Annotated in this window: 18 protein-coding genes; 11 read left to right on the top strand and 7 right to left on the bottom strand. The window is 70.5% G+C overall.

All coding sequences use genetic code 11. The annotated features are described in order from the left end of the window. Positions 1-485: 485 nt before the first annotated feature. The 5 genes from ACQUSM_RS11085 to ACQUSM_RS11065 all read left to right on the top strand — a co-directional run bounded on the left by ACQUSM_RS11085 (position 486) and on the right by ACQUSM_RS11065 (position 4,946). Complete coding sequence (locus ACQUSM_RS11085) at positions 486-1,301, top strand: hypothetical protein (protein WP_435118566.1); 816 nt, start codon at positions 486-488, stop codon at positions 1,299-1,301. Between the two features lie 110 nt (positions 1,302-1,411). Next, entirely contained in the window at positions 1,412-1,804 is a 393-nt protein-coding gene (gene sdhC / locus ACQUSM_RS11080; protein ID WP_435118564.1) for a succinate dehydrogenase, cytochrome b556 subunit, read from the top strand. A gap of 1 nt (position 1,805) precedes the next feature. Next, entirely contained in the window at positions 1,806-2,174 is a 369-nt protein-coding gene (locus tag ACQUSM_RS11075) for a succinate dehydrogenase (protein ID WP_435118562.1), read from the top strand. A 2-nt stretch (positions 2,175-2,176) separates the two neighbouring features. Next, positions 2,177-3,070, top strand: coding sequence for a succinate dehydrogenase/fumarate reductase iron-sulfur subunit (locus ACQUSM_RS11070; protein ID WP_435118560.1), 894 nt, complete (start codon positions 2,177-2,179; stop codon positions 3,068-3,070). Position 3,071: 1 nt separating this feature from the next. Then, entirely contained in the window at positions 3,072-4,946 is a 1,875-nt protein-coding gene (locus ACQUSM_RS11065) for an FAD-binding protein (RefSeq protein ID WP_435118558.1), read from the top strand. Between the two features lie 85 nt (positions 4,947-5,031). Here the strand turns inward: ACQUSM_RS11065 and ACQUSM_RS11060 are convergent, their stop codons facing one another. From ACQUSM_RS11060 to ACQUSM_RS11050, 3 genes are all read right to left on the bottom strand, one after another. Continuing rightward, positions 5,032-5,190: a DUF7563 family protein gene (locus ACQUSM_RS11060; RefSeq protein WP_202594681.1), complete on the bottom strand. Its 159-nt coding sequence runs from the start codon at positions 5,188-5,190 to the stop codon at positions 5,032-5,034. Positions 5,191-5,318: 128 nt separating this feature from the next. Further along, positions 5,319-6,620 carry a dihydroorotase gene (locus tag ACQUSM_RS11055; RefSeq protein ID WP_435118556.1) on the bottom strand — a complete coding sequence of 434 codons (1,302 nt, stop codon included), beginning with the start codon at positions 6,618-6,620 and terminating at the stop codon, positions 5,319-5,321. Between the two features lie 24 nt (positions 6,621-6,644). Further along, on the bottom strand, positions 6,645-7,367 hold the full coding sequence (locus ACQUSM_RS11050) for a lipoyl protein ligase domain-containing protein (RefSeq protein WP_435118554.1): 723 nt from the start codon (positions 7,365-7,367) through the stop codon (positions 6,645-6,647). A gap of 53 nt (positions 7,368-7,420) precedes the next feature. Here ACQUSM_RS11050 and ACQUSM_RS11045 point away from each other — a divergent pair, with 53 nt between their 5' ends. After that, positions 7,421-8,344 carry a hypothetical protein gene (locus ACQUSM_RS11045; RefSeq protein ID WP_435118552.1) on the top strand — a complete coding sequence of 308 codons (924 nt, stop codon included), beginning with the start codon at positions 7,421-7,423 and terminating at the stop codon, positions 8,342-8,344. Here ACQUSM_RS11045 and ACQUSM_RS11040 read toward each other — a convergent pair. After that, positions 8,341-8,799, bottom strand: coding sequence for a DUF4385 family protein (locus ACQUSM_RS11040; RefSeq protein WP_435119692.1), 459 nt, complete (start codon positions 8,797-8,799; stop codon positions 8,341-8,343). The two genes, ACQUSM_RS11045 and ACQUSM_RS11040, sit on opposite strands and share 4 nt — an antisense overlap. Positions 8,800-8,888: 89 nt before the next feature. Between ACQUSM_RS11040 and ACQUSM_RS11035 the strand changes: the two genes are divergently transcribed. Beyond that, on the top strand, positions 8,889-9,374 hold the full coding sequence (locus tag ACQUSM_RS11035) for a PaaI family thioesterase (protein ID WP_435118550.1): 486 nt from the start codon (positions 8,889-8,891) through the stop codon (positions 9,372-9,374). A gap of 264 nt (positions 9,375-9,638) precedes the next feature. Here ACQUSM_RS11035 and ACQUSM_RS11030 read toward each other — a convergent pair whose 3' ends face one another. Further along, positions 9,639-10,208, bottom strand: coding sequence for a cysteine hydrolase family protein (locus ACQUSM_RS11030; RefSeq protein ID WP_435118548.1), 570 nt, complete (start codon positions 10,206-10,208; stop codon positions 9,639-9,641). A 74-nt stretch (positions 10,209-10,282) separates the two neighbouring features. On the opposite strand from ACQUSM_RS11030, the gene ACQUSM_RS11025 reads away from it, so the two are divergent. Both ACQUSM_RS11025 and ACQUSM_RS11020 read left to right on the top strand, forming a co-directional pair. Next, on the top strand, positions 10,283-11,935 hold the full coding sequence (locus tag ACQUSM_RS11025) for an Hvo_1808 family surface protein (protein WP_435118546.1): 1,653 nt from the start codon (positions 10,283-10,285) through the stop codon (positions 11,933-11,935). A gap of 33 nt (positions 11,936-11,968) precedes the next feature. After that, positions 11,969-13,300: an Hvo_1808 family surface protein gene (locus ACQUSM_RS11020; RefSeq protein ID WP_435118544.1), complete on the top strand. Its 1,332-nt coding sequence runs from the start codon at positions 11,969-11,971 to the stop codon at positions 13,298-13,300. Here ACQUSM_RS11020 and ACQUSM_RS11015 read toward each other — a convergent pair. After that, a complete protein-coding gene (locus ACQUSM_RS11015; protein WP_435118542.1) occupies positions 13,297-13,602 on the bottom strand; it encodes an AzlD family protein in 306 nt (101 codons plus the stop codon). The two genes, ACQUSM_RS11020 and ACQUSM_RS11015, sit on opposite strands and share 4 nt — an antisense overlap. Continuing rightward, positions 13,589-14,299, bottom strand: a complete 711-nt coding sequence (locus tag ACQUSM_RS11010) for an AzlC family ABC transporter permease (RefSeq protein WP_435118540.1) — start codon at positions 14,297-14,299, stop codon at positions 13,589-13,591. Before ACQUSM_RS11010 ends, ACQUSM_RS11015 begins: the two co-directional genes overlap by 14 nt. Positions 14,300-14,423: 124 nt before the next feature. Here ACQUSM_RS11010 and ACQUSM_RS11005 point away from each other — a divergent pair, with 124 nt between their 5' ends. Further along, positions 14,424-15,347 carry a sulfide-dependent adenosine diphosphate thiazole synthase gene (locus ACQUSM_RS11005; protein ID WP_435118538.1) on the top strand — a complete coding sequence of 308 codons (924 nt, stop codon included), beginning with the start codon at positions 14,424-14,426 and terminating at the stop codon, positions 15,345-15,347. Continuing rightward, on the top strand, positions 15,347-16,690 hold the full coding sequence (thiD, locus tag ACQUSM_RS11000; RefSeq protein ID WP_435118536.1) for a bifunctional hydroxymethylpyrimidine kinase/phosphomethylpyrimidine kinase: 1,344 nt from the start codon (positions 15,347-15,349) through the stop codon (positions 16,688-16,690). Before ACQUSM_RS11005 ends, thiD begins: the two co-directional genes overlap by 1 nt. Positions 16,691-16,696 lie beyond the last annotated feature (6 nt).

The following is a 16,696-nucleotide window of genomic DNA, read 5'->3' as shown; positions in this document are numbered from 1 at the left end:
CTGAGACTGCGACAGGGACGGTGTCTCGATCGTTATCGACGGAGACTGCGACCGCAACAGCAGTTCGATGCTTGACCACTTGCGACCGCAGTGTGCCGGACACAGGGTCCGGCACGGTCCCGAGTCCCCACCCCTCCCCCCGCGCTCGCCGACCGCTGGCGAGCGCGAGGCGTCCACCGCCACCGCACCGCGGTCGCTGTCGGCGCGAAACGCGAGTCCCTCCGTGGACGAGTCAGCGCGAGGTCCTCGCGAGTGAAACGAGCGAGGGCACGAGGGAGCTTTGCTCCCTCGGAGGACGAACGAGCGAACGGACGTGAGCGAGTGAGTCGGCTGGGGAGGTTCGAGGGCTGTGCCGGGCGGTGCGGTCGCAAGTGGCCAACGATCGAGATGCTGTCGCGGCCGCGGAAGCAGTGAATCGAACTACTGTCCAACCACCCACTTCCGCCTTGCCAACCTCTAAACGCATCCCTCCACGGCTACCGGACATGCTCCACGGCGAGGCGGTCGGCCTGCTCGTCGGCGCCGTCGCGCTCGGCGCCGTCCACGGGGTCGAGCCCGGACACGGCTGGCCGGTCGCGGCCTCCTACGCGCTTGATCAGTCGAACAAGTGGCTCTACGGCTTCGCGGCCAGCCTGATCCTCGGCGTCGGCCACCTGATCAGCAGCATCGCGATGGTCGGAGTGTTCTTCTACGCAAAATCGTACTTCAGCCTCACGCAGGTCAACGAGCCCATCACGGTCGTCGACGGGATCACGATCGGCGGCCCGATCAGCCTCGTGGCCGGCGTCCTCCTGATCCTGCTCGGACTGCGGGAGTACTACGGCGGGCACAGCCACGGCCACGGCGAGGAAGAACACGACCACCACGAGCACAGCGATCACGGCCACGAGCACGGCGATCATGGCCACGACCACGAACACGATCACGACCACGACGACCCGAGCTGGTGGGATCGAGTCAAGACGGCGCTCCCATTCGTCGGCGGCCACAGCCACGCCAGCGGCGACGAGGCGGCCGAGCGCGGCCTGTTCGGGATCGCGTGGTTCGCGTTCCTGCTCGGCTTCGCCCACGAGGAGGAGTTCGAGATCATCGCGCTGTGTGCCGGCTCCACGCACTGTCTGGAACTGATGAGCGCCTACGCGCTGACGGTGATCGCGGGGATCGTCGGGTTCACCATGCTGCTGGTCGCCGGCTACGAGCGCCACGAGGAGCGCGTCGAGCGGTTCACACCCTACCTCCCGGCGTTCTCCGCGGCCGTGCTGATCGTGATGGGTGTGGGGTTCGTCTCGGGGCTGTTCTGACCCGACGCAGGTTCGGGAAGATATCGACAGTCGACGGGGAACACGTTCGGCGGCCGGCGTCACCGAGACGGTAACTTCTATACCCTCCGCGAACCGAGTGATCCTGTTACATGAGTCAGTCGTACGACCGGGGAACCGTCGAGGACTTCGGACGGTGGCGCTCGTTCACCGCCGGCATGTGGGCGTGGCTGTTCCACAAGTTCACCGGCTGGGTCCTCATCGGCTACCTGTTCACACACATCGCCGTGCTCTCGACGGCGCTCCAGAACCCGGGGATGTACAACGACACCATCGTCGGGCTCGAGAGCCTCGCCATCGTGCGCCTGCTGGAGGTGGGCCTGCTCGCGGTGGCGGTGTTCCACATCCTCAACGGGGTCCGGCTGCTGTTCATCGACCTCGGGAAGGGGCTGGAGGCACAGGAGGAGAGCTTCTACGCGTCGCTGGTGATCACTGGCGCGATCACCGTCGCGAGCGTCCCGACGTTCCTCTCGGGGGTGTTCTGAGATGGCTGAACACTACTCCTCGTTCGACCGCTCGGGGACGAAGTGGCTGCTCCAGCGGATCACGGCGGCCTTTTTGGTCGTCGTGCTCGCGTTCCACTTCTTCCTCCTGCACTTCGTGAACCACGCCGCCGACGTGACGTTCGCCGGCACGTCCGCCCGGATGAGCACGTGGACGTACTTCTCGCTGATGGTGCTGTTCCTGCTGACGGCGACGTTCCACGGCGTCAACGGCATCCACAACACGCTCGTCCACCGCGACGGCGTCGACGGCTGGAAGCAGACCGCGATCACGGCGGTGCTGGTCGTCGCCAGCCTCGTGCTGATCGTCCAGGGGCTGCGAACCGCGCTCGTCTGGACCAACCTGTTCTAACTATGAGTACGCAAACCGAACCACCCGAGACCGACGACGAGACCGAATCGACGCCGGAGGCCGAGCCGGAGCCACAGAGCCCCGGCGAGCGCCGCCGCGCGGAGAAGGCCGCCCGCGCCGCCGAACGCGAACGCGAGGAGGCCGAGGCCGAACCGGACCTCGGCGAGGACGCGGTCACCCTGAAGGTGTTCCGCTACGACCCCGAGGTCGAGGCGAAGGCAGAACCCCGATTCGACACGTTCCAGATCCCCTTCGAGAAGGGGATGACCGTGCTCGACGCGCTGATCGCCGCCCGGGACACGTACGACTCCTCGCTCACGTTCCGACACTCCTGCCGGCAGGCGGTGTGTGGCTCCGACGCGCTGTTCATCAACGGCCGCCAGCGCCTCGGCTGTCAGACACAGATCGCGGATCTGGACGGCGACGTGGTCCGCGTCGAACCGCTCCCCCACCAGGACGTGGTGAAAGACCTCGTCGTGGACATGGAGCACTTCTACGACCAGATGGAGGCGGTCGAGCCGTACTTCCAGACCGACGAGACGCCCGACGACGAGCTGGAAGAGCAGTTCCAGACGCCCGAGAACCGGGAGAAGATCAAGATGTCCACCCGGTGTATCTGGTGTGGCGCCTGTATGTCCTCCTGCAACGTCGCGGCCGGCGAGAACGCCTACCTCGGCCCGGCGGCGATCAACAAGGCGTACCGCTTCGCGATGGACGAGCGGGAGGGCGAGGAGATGAAGCAGCACCGCATGGAGCTGATCGAGCAGGAGAACGGCGTCTGGCGCTGTCAGACCCAGTTCTCCTGTACCGAAGTCTGTCCGAAGGACATCCCGCTGACCGAGCACATTCAGGAGCTCAAGCGGGAGGCAGTCAAATCCAACCTGAAGTTCTGGTAAGATGAGAGAGTACGACGTCATCGTGGTCGGTGCCGGCGGCGCCGGACTCCGTGCGGCGATCGCCGCACAGGAGAACGGCGCGGACGTGGCGATGGTGACCAAGCTCCACCCCGTCCGCTCCCACACGGGCGCGGCGGAGGGCGGCATCAACGCGGCGCTCCGCGAGGGCGACGACTGGCGCGACCACGCCTACGACACGATGAAGGGATCGGACTACCTCGGCGACGCCCCCGCGGTGGAGGCGCTGACCCGTGAGAGTCCGAAAGAGACGATCCAGCTGGAGAACTGGGGGATGGCGTTCTCCCGCGACGAGGACGGCCAAGTCTCCCAGCGGCCGTTCGGCGGCCTCTCGTTCCCCCGCACCACCTACGCGGGCGCCGAGACGGGCCACCACATGCTCCACACGATGTACGAGCAGGTGGTCAAACGCGGGATCGAGGTGTACGACGAGTGGTACGTCACGCGGCTCGCGGTCTCCGACGAGGACGAACCCGAGGAACGCGACTGCCACGGCGTCGTCGCCTACGACATCAAGCGCGGCGAGATCGAGGGGTTCCGCGCCCGCGACGGCGTGATCCTCGCGACCGGCGGGCTCGGGCAGGTGTACGACCACACCACCAACGCCATCGCCAACACCGGCGACGGCGTCGCGATGGCCTACCGCGCCGGCGTCCCCATCGAGGACATGGAGATGATCCAGTTCCACCCGACGACGCTCCCGTCGACGGGGGTGCTCATCTCCGAGGGGGTCCGCGGCGAGGGCGGGATCCTCTACAACAGCGAGGGCGAGCGGTTCATGTTCGAACACGGGTACGCCAACAACGACGGCGAACTCGCCTCGCGTGACGTGGTCTCCCGCGCCGAACTCAACGAGGTGAACAACGGCCGCGGGATCGAGGACGAGTACGTCCACCTCGACATGCGCCACCTCGGCGAGGAGCGCATCCTCGACCGGCTGGAGAACATCCTCCACCTCGCGGAGGACTTCGAGGGCGTCGACGGGCTGGAGGAGCCGATGCCCGTCAAGCCCGGCCAGCACTACGCGATGGGCGGCATCGAGACCGACGAGTGGGGCTCGACCTGCGTGAACGGCCTCTACGCCGTCGGCGAGTGTGCGTGTGCCTCCGTGCACGGCGCCAACCGCCTCGGCGGCAACGCGCTGCCCGAACTCGCGGTGTTCGGCGCCCGCGCGGGCCGGCACGCGGCCGGCGCCGTCGACGAGGCAGCGAAGATCACCACCGGCTGGGACGAGGACAGCGAGGAGGGCGAGAACGTCTCGCCGGTGCCGCTGGGCGAGGCCGACCTCCCCTCCGCGGAGAAAGGCGCGCTCGCGGACGGCGGCGCGACCTCACCCTCCGGCGACAGCGACCCCGCCGTCGACGCCGAGGGCGCCGAGGGCGTCGTCGAACAGGCAGTACAGGCCGAGCGCACCCGGGTCCACTACCTGCTCGAGAAGGAGGAGGGGATCAACCACGCGGAGGTCCGCTCGGAGCTGCAGGAGACGATGACCGAGAACGTGAACGTGTTCCGCGAGGAGGGGGCGCTGAAAGACGCCCTCGAGGACATCCGCGAGGCCCGGCAGGACTACCAGCACGTCACCGTCGAGGACCCTTCCCGGACGTACAACACCGACCTGATCCACACGATCGAGACGCGGAACCTGCTCGACGTGGCCGAGGCGATCACCGTCGGCGCGCTGGCCCGCGACGAGTTCCGCGGCGCCCACTGGCGCAAGGAGCACCAGGAGCGCAAGGACGACGAGTGGCTCAAGCACACGATGCTGTCCTGGAACGACGGCAGCCCCGGCCTCTGGTACAAGCCGGCGGTGCTGGAGGGCGAAGCCAAGACGTACGAGCCGAAAGAGCGGAGCTACTGACTGCGGTTCCCGTTTTTCCCGGCCGACTGTCGCGGGGCGCGCCCCGCGACCGCGGTTCGAGCGTCGAAGAAGACCCGTCTACCGCTTAGTTCCCTCGCGTCGAACGCGCGGCGCGTACGTCGCTGCCGTCCCGGATCTTGTCCTCACAGGAGGGGCAGACCCGAGGCGTCTCCTGTCCCTCGGGAGTGAACACCCGGACGTACCGCCGCGTAACGAACGAACTGCAGTTCTGGCATTCGGGCATCGTTCTAATTTACTTGAACCTCCATGTAAAGCTTGCCTTGCGAGACTGTCACAGCCGGGACGGCGTCGCCGCTCTTGGGCGGGTAGCTCCCATACGAGAACTGCACGGTCCGGCACCCTCGGGCGCCGCTACGCCCGAACGTTCGTCCCGACTCCCACGGTGAACCGATCGCCGACCCGACCGTCGTAGACGATCTCGCCGTCGACGACCGTGAGCTCGGGGAACACCGCCTCGCGCCCCTCGAAGGGGGTCCAGTCACACTTCGTGTGGAGCGCGTCGGCCCGGATCGGCTCGGCGTCGTCGAGGTCGACCAGCGTCAGGTCGGCGTCGTACCCGACTTCGACCCGGCCTTTCTCCGCCAGCCCGAACCGTTCGGCGGGGTTCGAAGCGACGAGATCCCGGACGCGTTCGAGCGTGAGCCCGCCGTCGCGGACCTCGGCGAGCAGCAGCGGGAGCATCGTCTCGACGCCCGGGACGCCCGAGGGCGCGTCCCAGAGCCCGGCTTCCTTCTCCGCGGCCGTGTGCGGCGCGTGGTCGGTCGCGACCATGTCGACGGTGCCGTCGGCGACGCGTTCGTACAGCTCCTCCCGACGGGCCTCGCTGCGGAGTGGTGGGTTCATCCGTCCGAACGTGCCGAGCTCGTCGAGGTCGTCACGGGAGAGCAGCAGGTGGTGTGGGGTGACTTCGGTCGTCATCCCGGCGTCGTCGGCGTGATCGGCCGCCTCCGGCGTCGACGTGTGCGCGACGTGGATCTCCACCCCGGCGCCGCGGGCGGCCTCGCAGGCGGCCTCAACGGCCGCGATCTCGGCCTCGGCGGTGCGGTACTGGCTCCACAGGTCGGCGTCGGCGTCCCGGCCGGCCCCGCCCGCGTCAGTGCCGGAGGCGGACTCGTCGAACAGGTCGGCGTCCTCCGCGTGGACGGTGACGGGAATCCCCGCCTCGGCGGCCGCCGCGAGCGCGTCCTCGAACAGCGCCTCGTCGATCCCCATCTCGCCCGTGGAGTCCGCCAGAAAGACCTCGCCCAGCGCGAACACGGGCCGGGCGAGCAGCGAGTCTGGGTCCCACTCGTCGTTTACGCCGCCGTTGATCCCGTAGTTGACCGCGGCGTTCTCGGCGAACTCGGCCTTCTCGTCGAACGCCGCGCCGTCGACGGTCGGTGGCGAGGTGTTGGGCTGGTCGACGACGGTGGTGACGCCGCCCGCCGCGGCCGAGCGGCTCCCGGTCGCCCACGTCTCCTTGTGGCCGTGGCCGGGCTGGCGGAAGTGGACGTGCGCGTCGATGGCGCCCGGCAGCAGGGTCAGCCCGTCTGCGTCGACGGTCTCCTCGTCGGGCAGCGAGTGGAGGGAGTCCTCGATCTCGGCGATGCGGCCCTCGTCGGTCCGAACGTCCCGGACGCGGCCGTCCGGGAGTTCGGCGCCGGTGATGAGCATACGTCCACTGGGTGTGGCCCCGCCCTAAGTTTCCCGGCCCGGGTCGGCGAGCCGTTCGATCGTCGTCGGTCGACCGTCGACGATCGCGTCCTCCAGCGCCCGAGCCACGCGGTCGGGGTCGTTCGGCCCGCCCGCGGCCGCGACGCTGCCCACGGAGTTCGGGTCGAACGGCACGCCGAGCGCGTCGTACACGGGATCGAGCACGTCGCCGATCTCTTCGCGGTCGGCGACGGTCACCACTCCCGAGACCATCGCCGCGCCGGCGGTCACGCGCTGGGCGATCCCCGCCAGCTTCTCGGGCCGCTCACCGTCTCCGGTCGAACACGGCGCCTGCACCGAGTAGTCGCCGGGGCAGAACGACTCCGGCGGCTCGCCGCGTTCGGCGTCGATGCCCAGCGAGTCGAGCGCGGCGACGACCGTACCGACGGCGGCCTCGTAGCGATCGGTCAACCCCGAGCGGCTGTCCGCGACCGGTTCGAGCGACGCGAACGCGACGGTCGTGCCCGTGTAGGCGACCGCGCGCCCGCCCACCGAGCGCTCGACGGGTGGGAACCCCCGTTCCCGTGCGGCGCCCCGGGCAGTCTCGTATCCGGTTTCGTTCGCGTCCCGCCGGCCGAACGCCAGCTGGCGGTGGGGCGTCCACGCCCGGACGGCCGGCGTTCCCGAGTCGGCGACCGCGCCCAGCAGCTCGCGGGTGGCCGCCCGGTCGGCGTCGGGCGTCGCCGCCCGCCCGCGGATCACGCGCATACCGACTCTCCGGCTCCGACGTACCTAAGCGTGGCCGTCGCGACCCCTCGGACATGGCTGCGGATCAGGCGGCGAGTGCGGCGCCCGTCCCGCTTCCGGAGGCGCTGCTCGCCCGCTACGCGCGGTTCTCCTGCTACAACTCCCCCTATCCGGCCCACGACCGCGGCTGTGCGGTCGATCTCTACCCCGACGACGGCACGGCGCCCGCGCCGCTTCCCGGCGAGGTGATCGACACCCGGACGGTCGCGTGCCCGGACCGCCCGTACGCAGTCGACCACGACCACCTGATCGTGCTCGACGTGGCCGACGACTGGGCCGGCGGACGCGGCACGGACCTGCTCGCCCGGATCCTCCACGTCGATCCCGGCGTCTCGGCCGGCGACTGGGTCGACGCGGGCGACTCGCTTGGCGAGACGGTCCGATCGGGCTTCTTCGGCCGCTGGGTCGACGACCACCTCCACCTCGGCTTCCGCCCCGCCGACGCGAACCCCTACCGGGCGTCGGGTTCGATCCCCGTGACGCCGGACGTGTCGATCGCGGGCGTCCCGTGGGGCGGCACCGGCGAGGTGATCGAGACGGGGCGGACGTACGTCCGCCTCGACGCGCCGACCCACCCCGACCCGGGGAGTTGGGCGTCGATCGCGGCCGACGACGGCACGCCGCTCGACGGTGGACTGGCCCACTACTCGGGCGGCGGCGCGTACGGTGACGCCGCGGCGGAGTCGCTCTCGCTGCTCGACACGGATGTCGGGACGGTGACGCCGCGGGCCGGCGGCGGCGCGGACGTGGACTGGGGCGAGGTCGCGATCGAGGTCCGCGGGGCGGAACGGGCGGAGCGCGCGACGGGACTGTCGCTGTTCGCGTCGCTCGCCGATTTCGGCGCCAAGATCGTCTTCCACGAGGGCCACGGGTTCGCGGTCGGCGACGAGCTACGGGTGTCGATCGACCCCGCGGACGCGTCGATCCGGCTGGGTTAGCCCCGTCGCTCGCGCCACTCCCGCTTGCGCTCGCGATACCGTTCGTCGGTCTCGACTCGGCCGAGGACGTGGTCGAAGATCACCGCGGCCTTGCGCTTCTCGGGGTCGGCCCAGCGGACCGTCTCGCGCTGGTCGCCGTCCTCGTCGTACTTCTTCCCGCCGGGGTAGTGCGCGTACCGCATCGCCCGCGTGTACCCCATCCGGAGGTACTTCCGGGCCATGTCCATCCCGACGAACTCGTCGTCGCGGCGGTAGCGGAGGAACTGTTCGTAGATGGCTTCGGCAGCCTCGGCGGCGGTTTCGGGGTCGGCGTACCCCCACAGCGGCAGGAGTTCGGACTTGTACGGCTGCACCTTGAAGACGCCCTCCTCCCCGCGACCGACGCGGTAGGGCTCGGGGTCGGCTCGGAAGTCGTGGTCGTACTCGCCGTCGTCGTTCTCGGGGAGGTCGGCCATCGCGGGCATCGACGGCGGTTGGGCCGGCGCCGGCCTGAAACTGTCCCCGAACCCGGCGGCTACTTGGTGGGCCGGCTCCCAGCGGGAGTATGACCGACGTTCCGCCGCTGCCCGACGAGGCCGCCGAGTTCCTCCGCTACGCGATCGAGGAGGAGCACGGCTACCTCTCGTGGCTGGGCACCGAGGTCGACACCGTCGAGCGCGGCCGGATCGGGCTCACCATCCCGTTCGACGAGAAGCTCACCAACCTCGCGTCGAAGCCGACGATCCACGGCGGCGTCGCCGCGACGCTGATCGACACTGCGGGCGGGCTGGCGCTGCGGCTCGCCGCCGAGGACCCCCTCGGCGTCGACGTGGCGACGGTGAGCCTGAACGTGAACTACCTCCGGCGCGCCACGGGCGATCTCCACGCGACCGCGGACGTGGTTCGAGCTGGCTCCACGATCGGCGTCAGCCGCGTCGACGTGGTCAGTACGGTGCCGGAGGACGGCGACGACGACGTGGACTGGGGCGTCGAAGAAGGTGAGGAGCGACTGGTCGCGACCGGCCAGCCCTCCTACCGGCTGTTTCGGTAGCGTCGGACCCTCGCCGGGGTCAGGTCATCCCGATGTCGGCGTTACACCGCGGACACTGCCAGATCTGGTGACCGGTGTAGTCGGGGTGTTCGAGCGGGACGGGTGGTTTGCTGTCTTGGCCGCAGTTCGGGCACGCCATACGCTGCCAGAGTCGACGCTTCGGATAGTAAAACCGCTACTCGGGTTCGGCAGGGAGAAGCGTGGAAGGAACGACCGACCGGTGAGTTCAGTGGGCACGCCGGGCTCGCGAACGGCGTCGGTGGGTCACGCGAACTCGACGGCTCCCAGATCGCTCACTTCGCCGAACAGCCAGTCGGCGTGCTCGACGGCGTACTCCTTGTGCTCCGCCTCGATATACCCCAGCGCGTCCTCGACGATCACGGGCTTGTAGTCACGGAGCCCGGCGCTGCCGGCGGTGTGGAGCACGCAGACGTTCGCGAGCGTCCCACAGAGCAGCAGGTCGTCGATGCCGTGGGTGTCGAGATACCCCTCCAGCCCGGTCCGGTAGAACGCGTCGTAGGTGTGTTTCTCGACGACGTAGTCGTCCTCGCGAACGTCGAGATCGTCGTGGAGTTCGGCGTCGGGCGTCCCCTCGACGACGTGTTCGCCCCAGCGCTCGAACTCGTCGTAGTAGTGGTTCCCGTCGAACTGCTCCTCGGGGTGGGTGTCTTTCGTGTAGACGACGCTCGCGCCGGCGTCGCGGGCGCGGGCGACGAGATCGGTCACGGGCTCGATCGCCGACTCGCTCGCGGGCGCGAACAGGCTGCCGTCCGGGTGACAGAACCCGCGCTGCATGTCGACGACGACGACCGCGGTGCTGTCTGGATCGTACACGGCGGGGAGATGGGTCCTCGCCGTCTTAGTTCCCTCGCCGGGGTCTTTTTGCGTGGGCCTCCCCATGTGGGGCTATGCGACGAGTCGCGACGGTCCTCGCTGTCACGCTGGTCGTCCTCGCCGGGCTCGCCCCCCTCGCGGCTGCGGCACCTGCGGGCGCCGACGCCGCGGTGAGCGGCGTCGCGGCGACGGAACAGTCGACGCCGACCAACGAGAGCGCCCCGCCGGATCCCGAAACCGACCGGATCGGCTGGGAGAACGGCTACTGGTACAACGAGAGCATCGACGTGAACCAGAGCGACGGGCTGACGCAGGCGGAGCTCAACGCCACGGTCGCGCGGGCGATGGCCCGCGTCGAGGTGATCCGCGAGCTGGAGTTCAACACGACCGTGCCCGTCGACATCGTCTCGCGCTCGGCGTTCGCGAACTCCTCGGGCAACAGCTCCTACAGCGAGGCGTTCCGGGCGTTCGACAACGCGAAGTTCGAGGCGCTGTTCCTGATCGGCGAAGAGGAGGGCTCGCTGGCGGTCCAGCAGTCCAACCGCGGCGCGACCGTCGGCGGCTACTACAGCCCCGCCGCGGACTCGATCGTGCTCGTCACGGACAACGAGACCACCCTCCAGGTCGACGAGCTCACCCTCGGCCACGAGCTCGTCCACGCGGTACAGGACCAGAAGTTCGACCTCGGGAACTTCAGTAGCCAAACCCGCGACGGCGCCAACGCCAACAGCGGGCTGATCGAGGGCGACGCCAACTACGTACAGCAGCAGTACCGCGAGCGCTGTGGCGAGGGCGGCGCGTGGAACGGCACCTGCCTCCGCCCCGAGGCCAGCGGCGGCGGTGGCGGCGGCGGGCCGGCGAACATCGGGGTCTACTTCGTGAACTACCAGCCCTACAGCGACGGGCCGACGTTTATCGCCGCCCAGAAGCGACAGGGCGGCTGGGACGCGGTCAACGACCTCTACGACGCCCCGCCCCAGAGCGCCGAGCAGGTGATCCACCCCGAGCGCTACGGCACCGACCCGCCGACCGAGGTCGAACTCGCCGACGAGCACGGCGAGAACTGGGAGCGGATCCGCCCGGAGAGCCGCCTCGACTACGCCGAGGTCGGGCAGGCCGGCGTCGCGTCGATGTTCGTCTACCCGTGGTACGCCGGGCGCTCCCCGCAGGGGTACGACGCGATCCCGAACTTCCGGAACACGTGGTTCAACTACACCGACTCCGGCGACCTCAGCCCGATCGACCCGCTGAACTACGGGTTCGACGCCGCCGCCGGCTGGGACGGCGACCGGATGCACTTCTACCAGAACGACGCCGGCGAGGGCGGCTACGTCTGGCGGCTCGTCTGGGACAGCGACGCGGAGGCGATCGAGTTCCGTGACGCGTACGAGGAGCTGCTGGCGTACTGGGGCGCCGAACAGATCGGCGAGGGCACGTACCGAATCGAGGACGGTCCGTTCGCCGACGCGTTCCACGTCACCGTCGCGGGCGACACGGTGACGATCGTGAACGCGCCGACGGTCGAACAGCTCTCCGAGGTGCGCGGGTCGGTCGACGCGGGGGCCGAGACGCCGACGGCCGAGCCGACCCCGACCGATGCCCCCGCAACCGAGTCGATCTCCCCGACGGTGACCGAGCCGTCGGTCACGGCCGAGTCGCCGGGGTTCTCGGCGGTCACCGCGCTGGTCGCGCTGCTCGGGGGCGCGCTCCTGTTCCGCCGGCGGTAGCTCTTTTCCGTTCCCCCGCCGGAGGTGGGTGGTGTGAACCGCCGCCTCTTCGCTGTGGTCTGCTGTCTGTTGCTCGCCGGCTGTGCCGCCCCCGCGGCGCCGTCGCCGTCGCCTGACGGCGATCGGTTGGGCGTCGAGAACGGCTACGCCGCGACCGACGATCTCGCGGTCGACGCGAGCGACGGGCTGAACGAGTCCGAACTCGACGCCGTCGTCGCCCGGACGATGGCGCGGGTCGAGGTGATCCGCCGGCTGGAGTTCCGGAAGACTGTCCCCGTCGAGATCATCTCCCGGGAGGAGTACTTGAACGGGTCGAGTCGTGACACGACCGTCGACACGCCCGCCGAGCGCGCCCGCGAACAGCGCTACGAGGCGGCGATGCTCGTCGGCGAGGACCGAACCGTCGGCGGCGCGTTCGCCGAGATCTACGGCGGCTCAGTGCTGGGCTACTACTCCTCGGCGAGCGACCGGATCGTGCTCGTCAGCGGCAACGAGACGCCGACGGTCGACCGGACGACGCTGGCCCACGAACTGCTGCACGCGCTGCAGGACCAGCGGCTCTCGCTGCTCGGCGGCGCCGACAACCCCGACGAGAGAATGGCTCACACCGGCGTCGTCGAGGGCGACGCCAGCTACGTCGAGGCGCGGTACGAGCAGCGCTGTGGCGAGCAGTGGGACTGCATCGACCGGCCGGCGAGCAGCAGCGCGGGCAGCATCGCCGACCGGAACCTCGGGCTGTACCTCACCGTCTACGCCCCCTACAGCGAGGGGCCGACGTTCGTCCACCGGGCCCACCAGCGCGGCGGCTGGGCGGCCGTGAACGACCTGTACGTCCGACCGCCCCGGTCGAGCGAGCAGCTGATCCACCCCCGCGACTACCCGACCGACCGCCCGGCGAGCGTGATCGTCCCCGACCGCTCGACCGCGGCGTTCGACCGGGCGAGCGCGACCACGCTGGGCGAGGCGACGCTGTTCGCGATGCTGTGGCAGCAGCGCGCGATCGAGCGCGGGACGCTGTCGAGCGACCCCGGCCCCTACTCCGCGTACAACTACTCCCACCCCGTGACCGCGGGCTGGGCGGGCGACAAACTGGTGCCGTACTTCGACGCGGACGGCGACGACTCGTCGGCGGACGGCTACGTCCTGAAGACGCGCTGGGAGAGCGAGCGTGACGCCCGGCAGTTCGCTCGCGCCTACCGCGGGCTGCTCACCGAGTCGCTGAACGCGACGGCCGAAAGCGAGGGCGTCTACCGCGTGCCGGCGGGCTCATTCGCGGACGCGTTCCGCGTGACGCGCGAAGGGCGGACTGTCCGGATCGTGAACGCGCCGACGGTCGACGCGCTCGACGAGGTCCGCGATCCCTAGAGCACCGCCCGAACCGCGAGCAGGACGCCCATCCCGCCGACCAGCGCGGCCAGCAGGCTCCCCGTCTTGCGGGTGAGCAACGCCACCGCCGCCGCGGCGATCCACGTGCTCGGCCCGCCGTTCAGCAGCTCCGGCGCGACGATCGAGACGACGACCGCACCGGGCAGCACGGAGAGCGCGGCGTCGACGCGCTCGGAGGTGTCGACGTGGCCGAGCAGCCAGAAGCCGCCGGCCTTGGTGAGGTAGGTCAGCACCGCCATCGCGGCCACGACGGCGAGCACCGTCGGGTCAACGGCTGACACGGATCACCTCCACGAGGCTGCCCGCGACCCCGCCGGCGAGGATGTACCACCGCCCGGTGAGCACGTCGGCGGCGACGATCGCGACGACGAACGCGACGCCCCACGGCAGCAGCGTCGACTTCCCCTCCCAGAGCCCGACCGCGATCGCGACGAAGATCGCGGGCAGCACGAAGTCCAGCCCGTAGCGGCTGGGGTCGCCGATCGCGGCGCCGACGCTCGCGCCCACGACGGTCGCGGCGACCCAGAACAGCCAGACGGCGACGCCGCTGCCGAGCATGAACGCGCCGCGGCCGCTCCCTTCGCTCAGTTCGCCCATCGTCAGCGCCCACGTCTCGTCGATCAGGAAGAACACGCTGCCGTAGGCGTGGGCGGGCCGGAGCCGGGCGAACCACGGCCGCAGCGCCGCCCCCATCAGCACGTAGCGGGCGTTGACCACCGCGGTCGTCGTCACGACCGCGACGATCGGGATCGGGTCGGCCCAGAGCTCGACGGCGATCAGCTGGGCTGCGCCCGCGAACACGGTCGCGCTCATGAGCGCCGCCTCCGCGACGCTCAGCCCCGACTGGCGCGCGACGACGCCGAACACGAGCCCGTAGCCGCCGACGCCCGCGGCGACGGGGAGACACCGACGGAACCCCTCCCACGCGCCGTCGCGGGTGAACGTGACGCTCCGTCGCCCGTCCGTGTCGCTACTCATCGCGTGGACGTACCGCCGGGGGGTTCCTAAGCGCTCCGTCAACGACGCGCCGACCGCGATCGCACCCTTCGGCCCCCTCGGTGACGCAACGCTTAACTACTCGGTAGTACCACGTAGTAATCGCATGTCCTTCGACGGGTTCAGCGACGCGAGCGAGGCACAGGTCACCCGCGCGATCGCCGACGAGTGGCACGACGAGTTCATGGAGTTCACCGAGGGCGAGGTGGTAGTCGTCGGTGGCGGCCCCTCGGGGCTGGTGGCCGCGAAGGAGCTCGCCGAGCGCGGCGTCGACGTGACGGTCGTCGAGAAGAACAACTACCTCGGCGGCGGCTTCTGGCTGGGCGGCTTCCTGATGAACAAGCTCACCGTTCGTGAGCCCGCCCACGAGGTGCTCGACGAGCTCGGCGTCCCCTACGAGGAGACCGACGAGGTCGAGGGGCTCCACGTCGCGACCGCGCCCCACGCGAGCTCCGCGCTGATCAAAGCTGCCTGCGACGCCGGCGCCCGCATCCAGAACATGACGGAGTTCACCGACGTGGTCGTCCGCGAGGACCACGAGGTCTCGGGCGTCGTCCTCAACTGGACGCCGGTCCACTCCCTCCCCCGCGAACTCACCTGCGTCGACCCCGTCGCGGTCGAGGCCGACCTCGTGATCGACGCTACGGGCCACGAGGCCGTCGTCGTCTCCAAGCTCCACGAACGCGGCGTGATCGACGCCGCGGGGATCGAGGAGACCGGCGAGGTCGGGATGGACACCAGCGAGGACGGCGAGTACGGCGCGCCGGGCCACGACTCCCCCGGCCACGACTCCATGTGGGTCGGCGAGAGCGAGGACGCGGTGGTCGAACAGACGGGCAAGGTCCACGACGGGCTGATCACTGCGGGGCTCTCGACCGCGACGACTCACGGTCTGACACGCATGGGGCCGACGTTCGGCGCGATGCTGCTCTCCGGCAAGAAGGCCGCACAGGTCGCGATCGACGAACTGGGTCACGACGCGCCGAGCGTCGGGATGCCCAGCACACAGCCCGGCCCCGCTGACGACTGATGGACCGCCCCGTCGCGCTCACCGTCGCCGGCTCCGACAGCGGCGGCGGCGCGGGGGTACAGGCCGACCTGAAGACGATCGAGGCCCGCGGCGCGTTCGGCACCGCGGCGATCACGGCGCTCACCGCCCAGAACACGGCGGGCGTGCGAGCCAGCGAACGGACCGACCCCGCGATGGTCCGCGAGCAGATCCGCGCGGTCGACGACGACCTCGGCGTGGACGCCGCGAAGACGGGGATGCTCACGGACGCCGAGGTGGCCGAGGCCGCGGCCGACGAACTCCGGGACGCCGCGTTCCCCGTCGTGGTCGACCCCGTCGTCGTCGCGCAGGCCGGCGACCGGCTGCTCTCCGAGGCCGGCGAGGCGGTGATCCGCGAGGAACTGCTCCCCGCGGCGACGCTGGTGACCCCAAACGCCGCCGAGGCGGAGCTGTTGACCGACACCGCGGTCGAGGACGCCGAGAGCGCTCGCGAGGCCGGCGAAGCGCTCCGGGAGATGGGCGCCGACGCGGCGCTCGTGACGGGCGGCCACCTTCCGGGCGAGGAGGTGGTCGATGTCTTCGTCGGCGACGAGACCTGTGAGTTCCGCTCGTCCCGCGTTCCGGACGCGAACAGCCACGGCAGCGGCTGTACGCTCTCGGCGGCGATCGCGGCCGACCTCGCCCGGGGGCTCGACCTCCCCGCGGCGGTCGAGAACGCGGAGACGCTCCTCGATCGCGCGATCGAGCACGGCCTCGATCTCGGCGCGGGAACGGGGCCGGTCCACCACCTCGCGGGGCTCCGTGCCCGCGCCGACGCGCCCGCGGCGCTCGACGCGGTACGTGAGACGGTCCGGGCGCTCGAAACCCCGGAAGTCGCCCCGCTGATCCCGGAGGTCGGCACGACCGTCGCCGTCGCCCCCGAGACGGCGACCGAGCCCGCGGACGTGGCTGCCACCGAGGGACGGCTCACGCGCGTCCCCGGCGGCGTGCGCGCCCCCGGCGGCGCCGCGCTGGGCGCGTCGAGCCACGTCGCCCGCCTCCTGCTCGGCGTCCGCGAGCACGACCCGAGCGTGACGGCGGCCTGTAACCTCCGGGCGAGCGACGCGGTTCGGGCGGCCGTCGAGGCCCAGTTCGCGGTCGCGACGGTCGACCGAACCGAGGAACCCGCTGACGCCGACGGGACGATGGACTGGGTCGCCGAGCGCGTGCTGAGCCGGCGCGACGGCGACGCGCCCGCGGCGATCGTCGACGACGGCGCCCACGGCAAGGAGCCGATGGTCCGGCTGCTCGCCCCCGACGCGGAGACGCTGCGCGAACGCGCGCTGTCGCTGGCCGCGCGTGTGGACGGCGGTCGATCCGACTGACTCCCG

It is taken from the genome of Halolamina sp. C58 (genome assembly GCF_051195095.1).
Lineage (GTDB): Archaea > Halobacteriota > Halobacteria > Halobacteriales > Haloferacaceae > Halolamina.
Note: the sequence above shows the minus strand (reverse complement) of the source record. Positions and strands in the feature narration are given on the sequence as shown.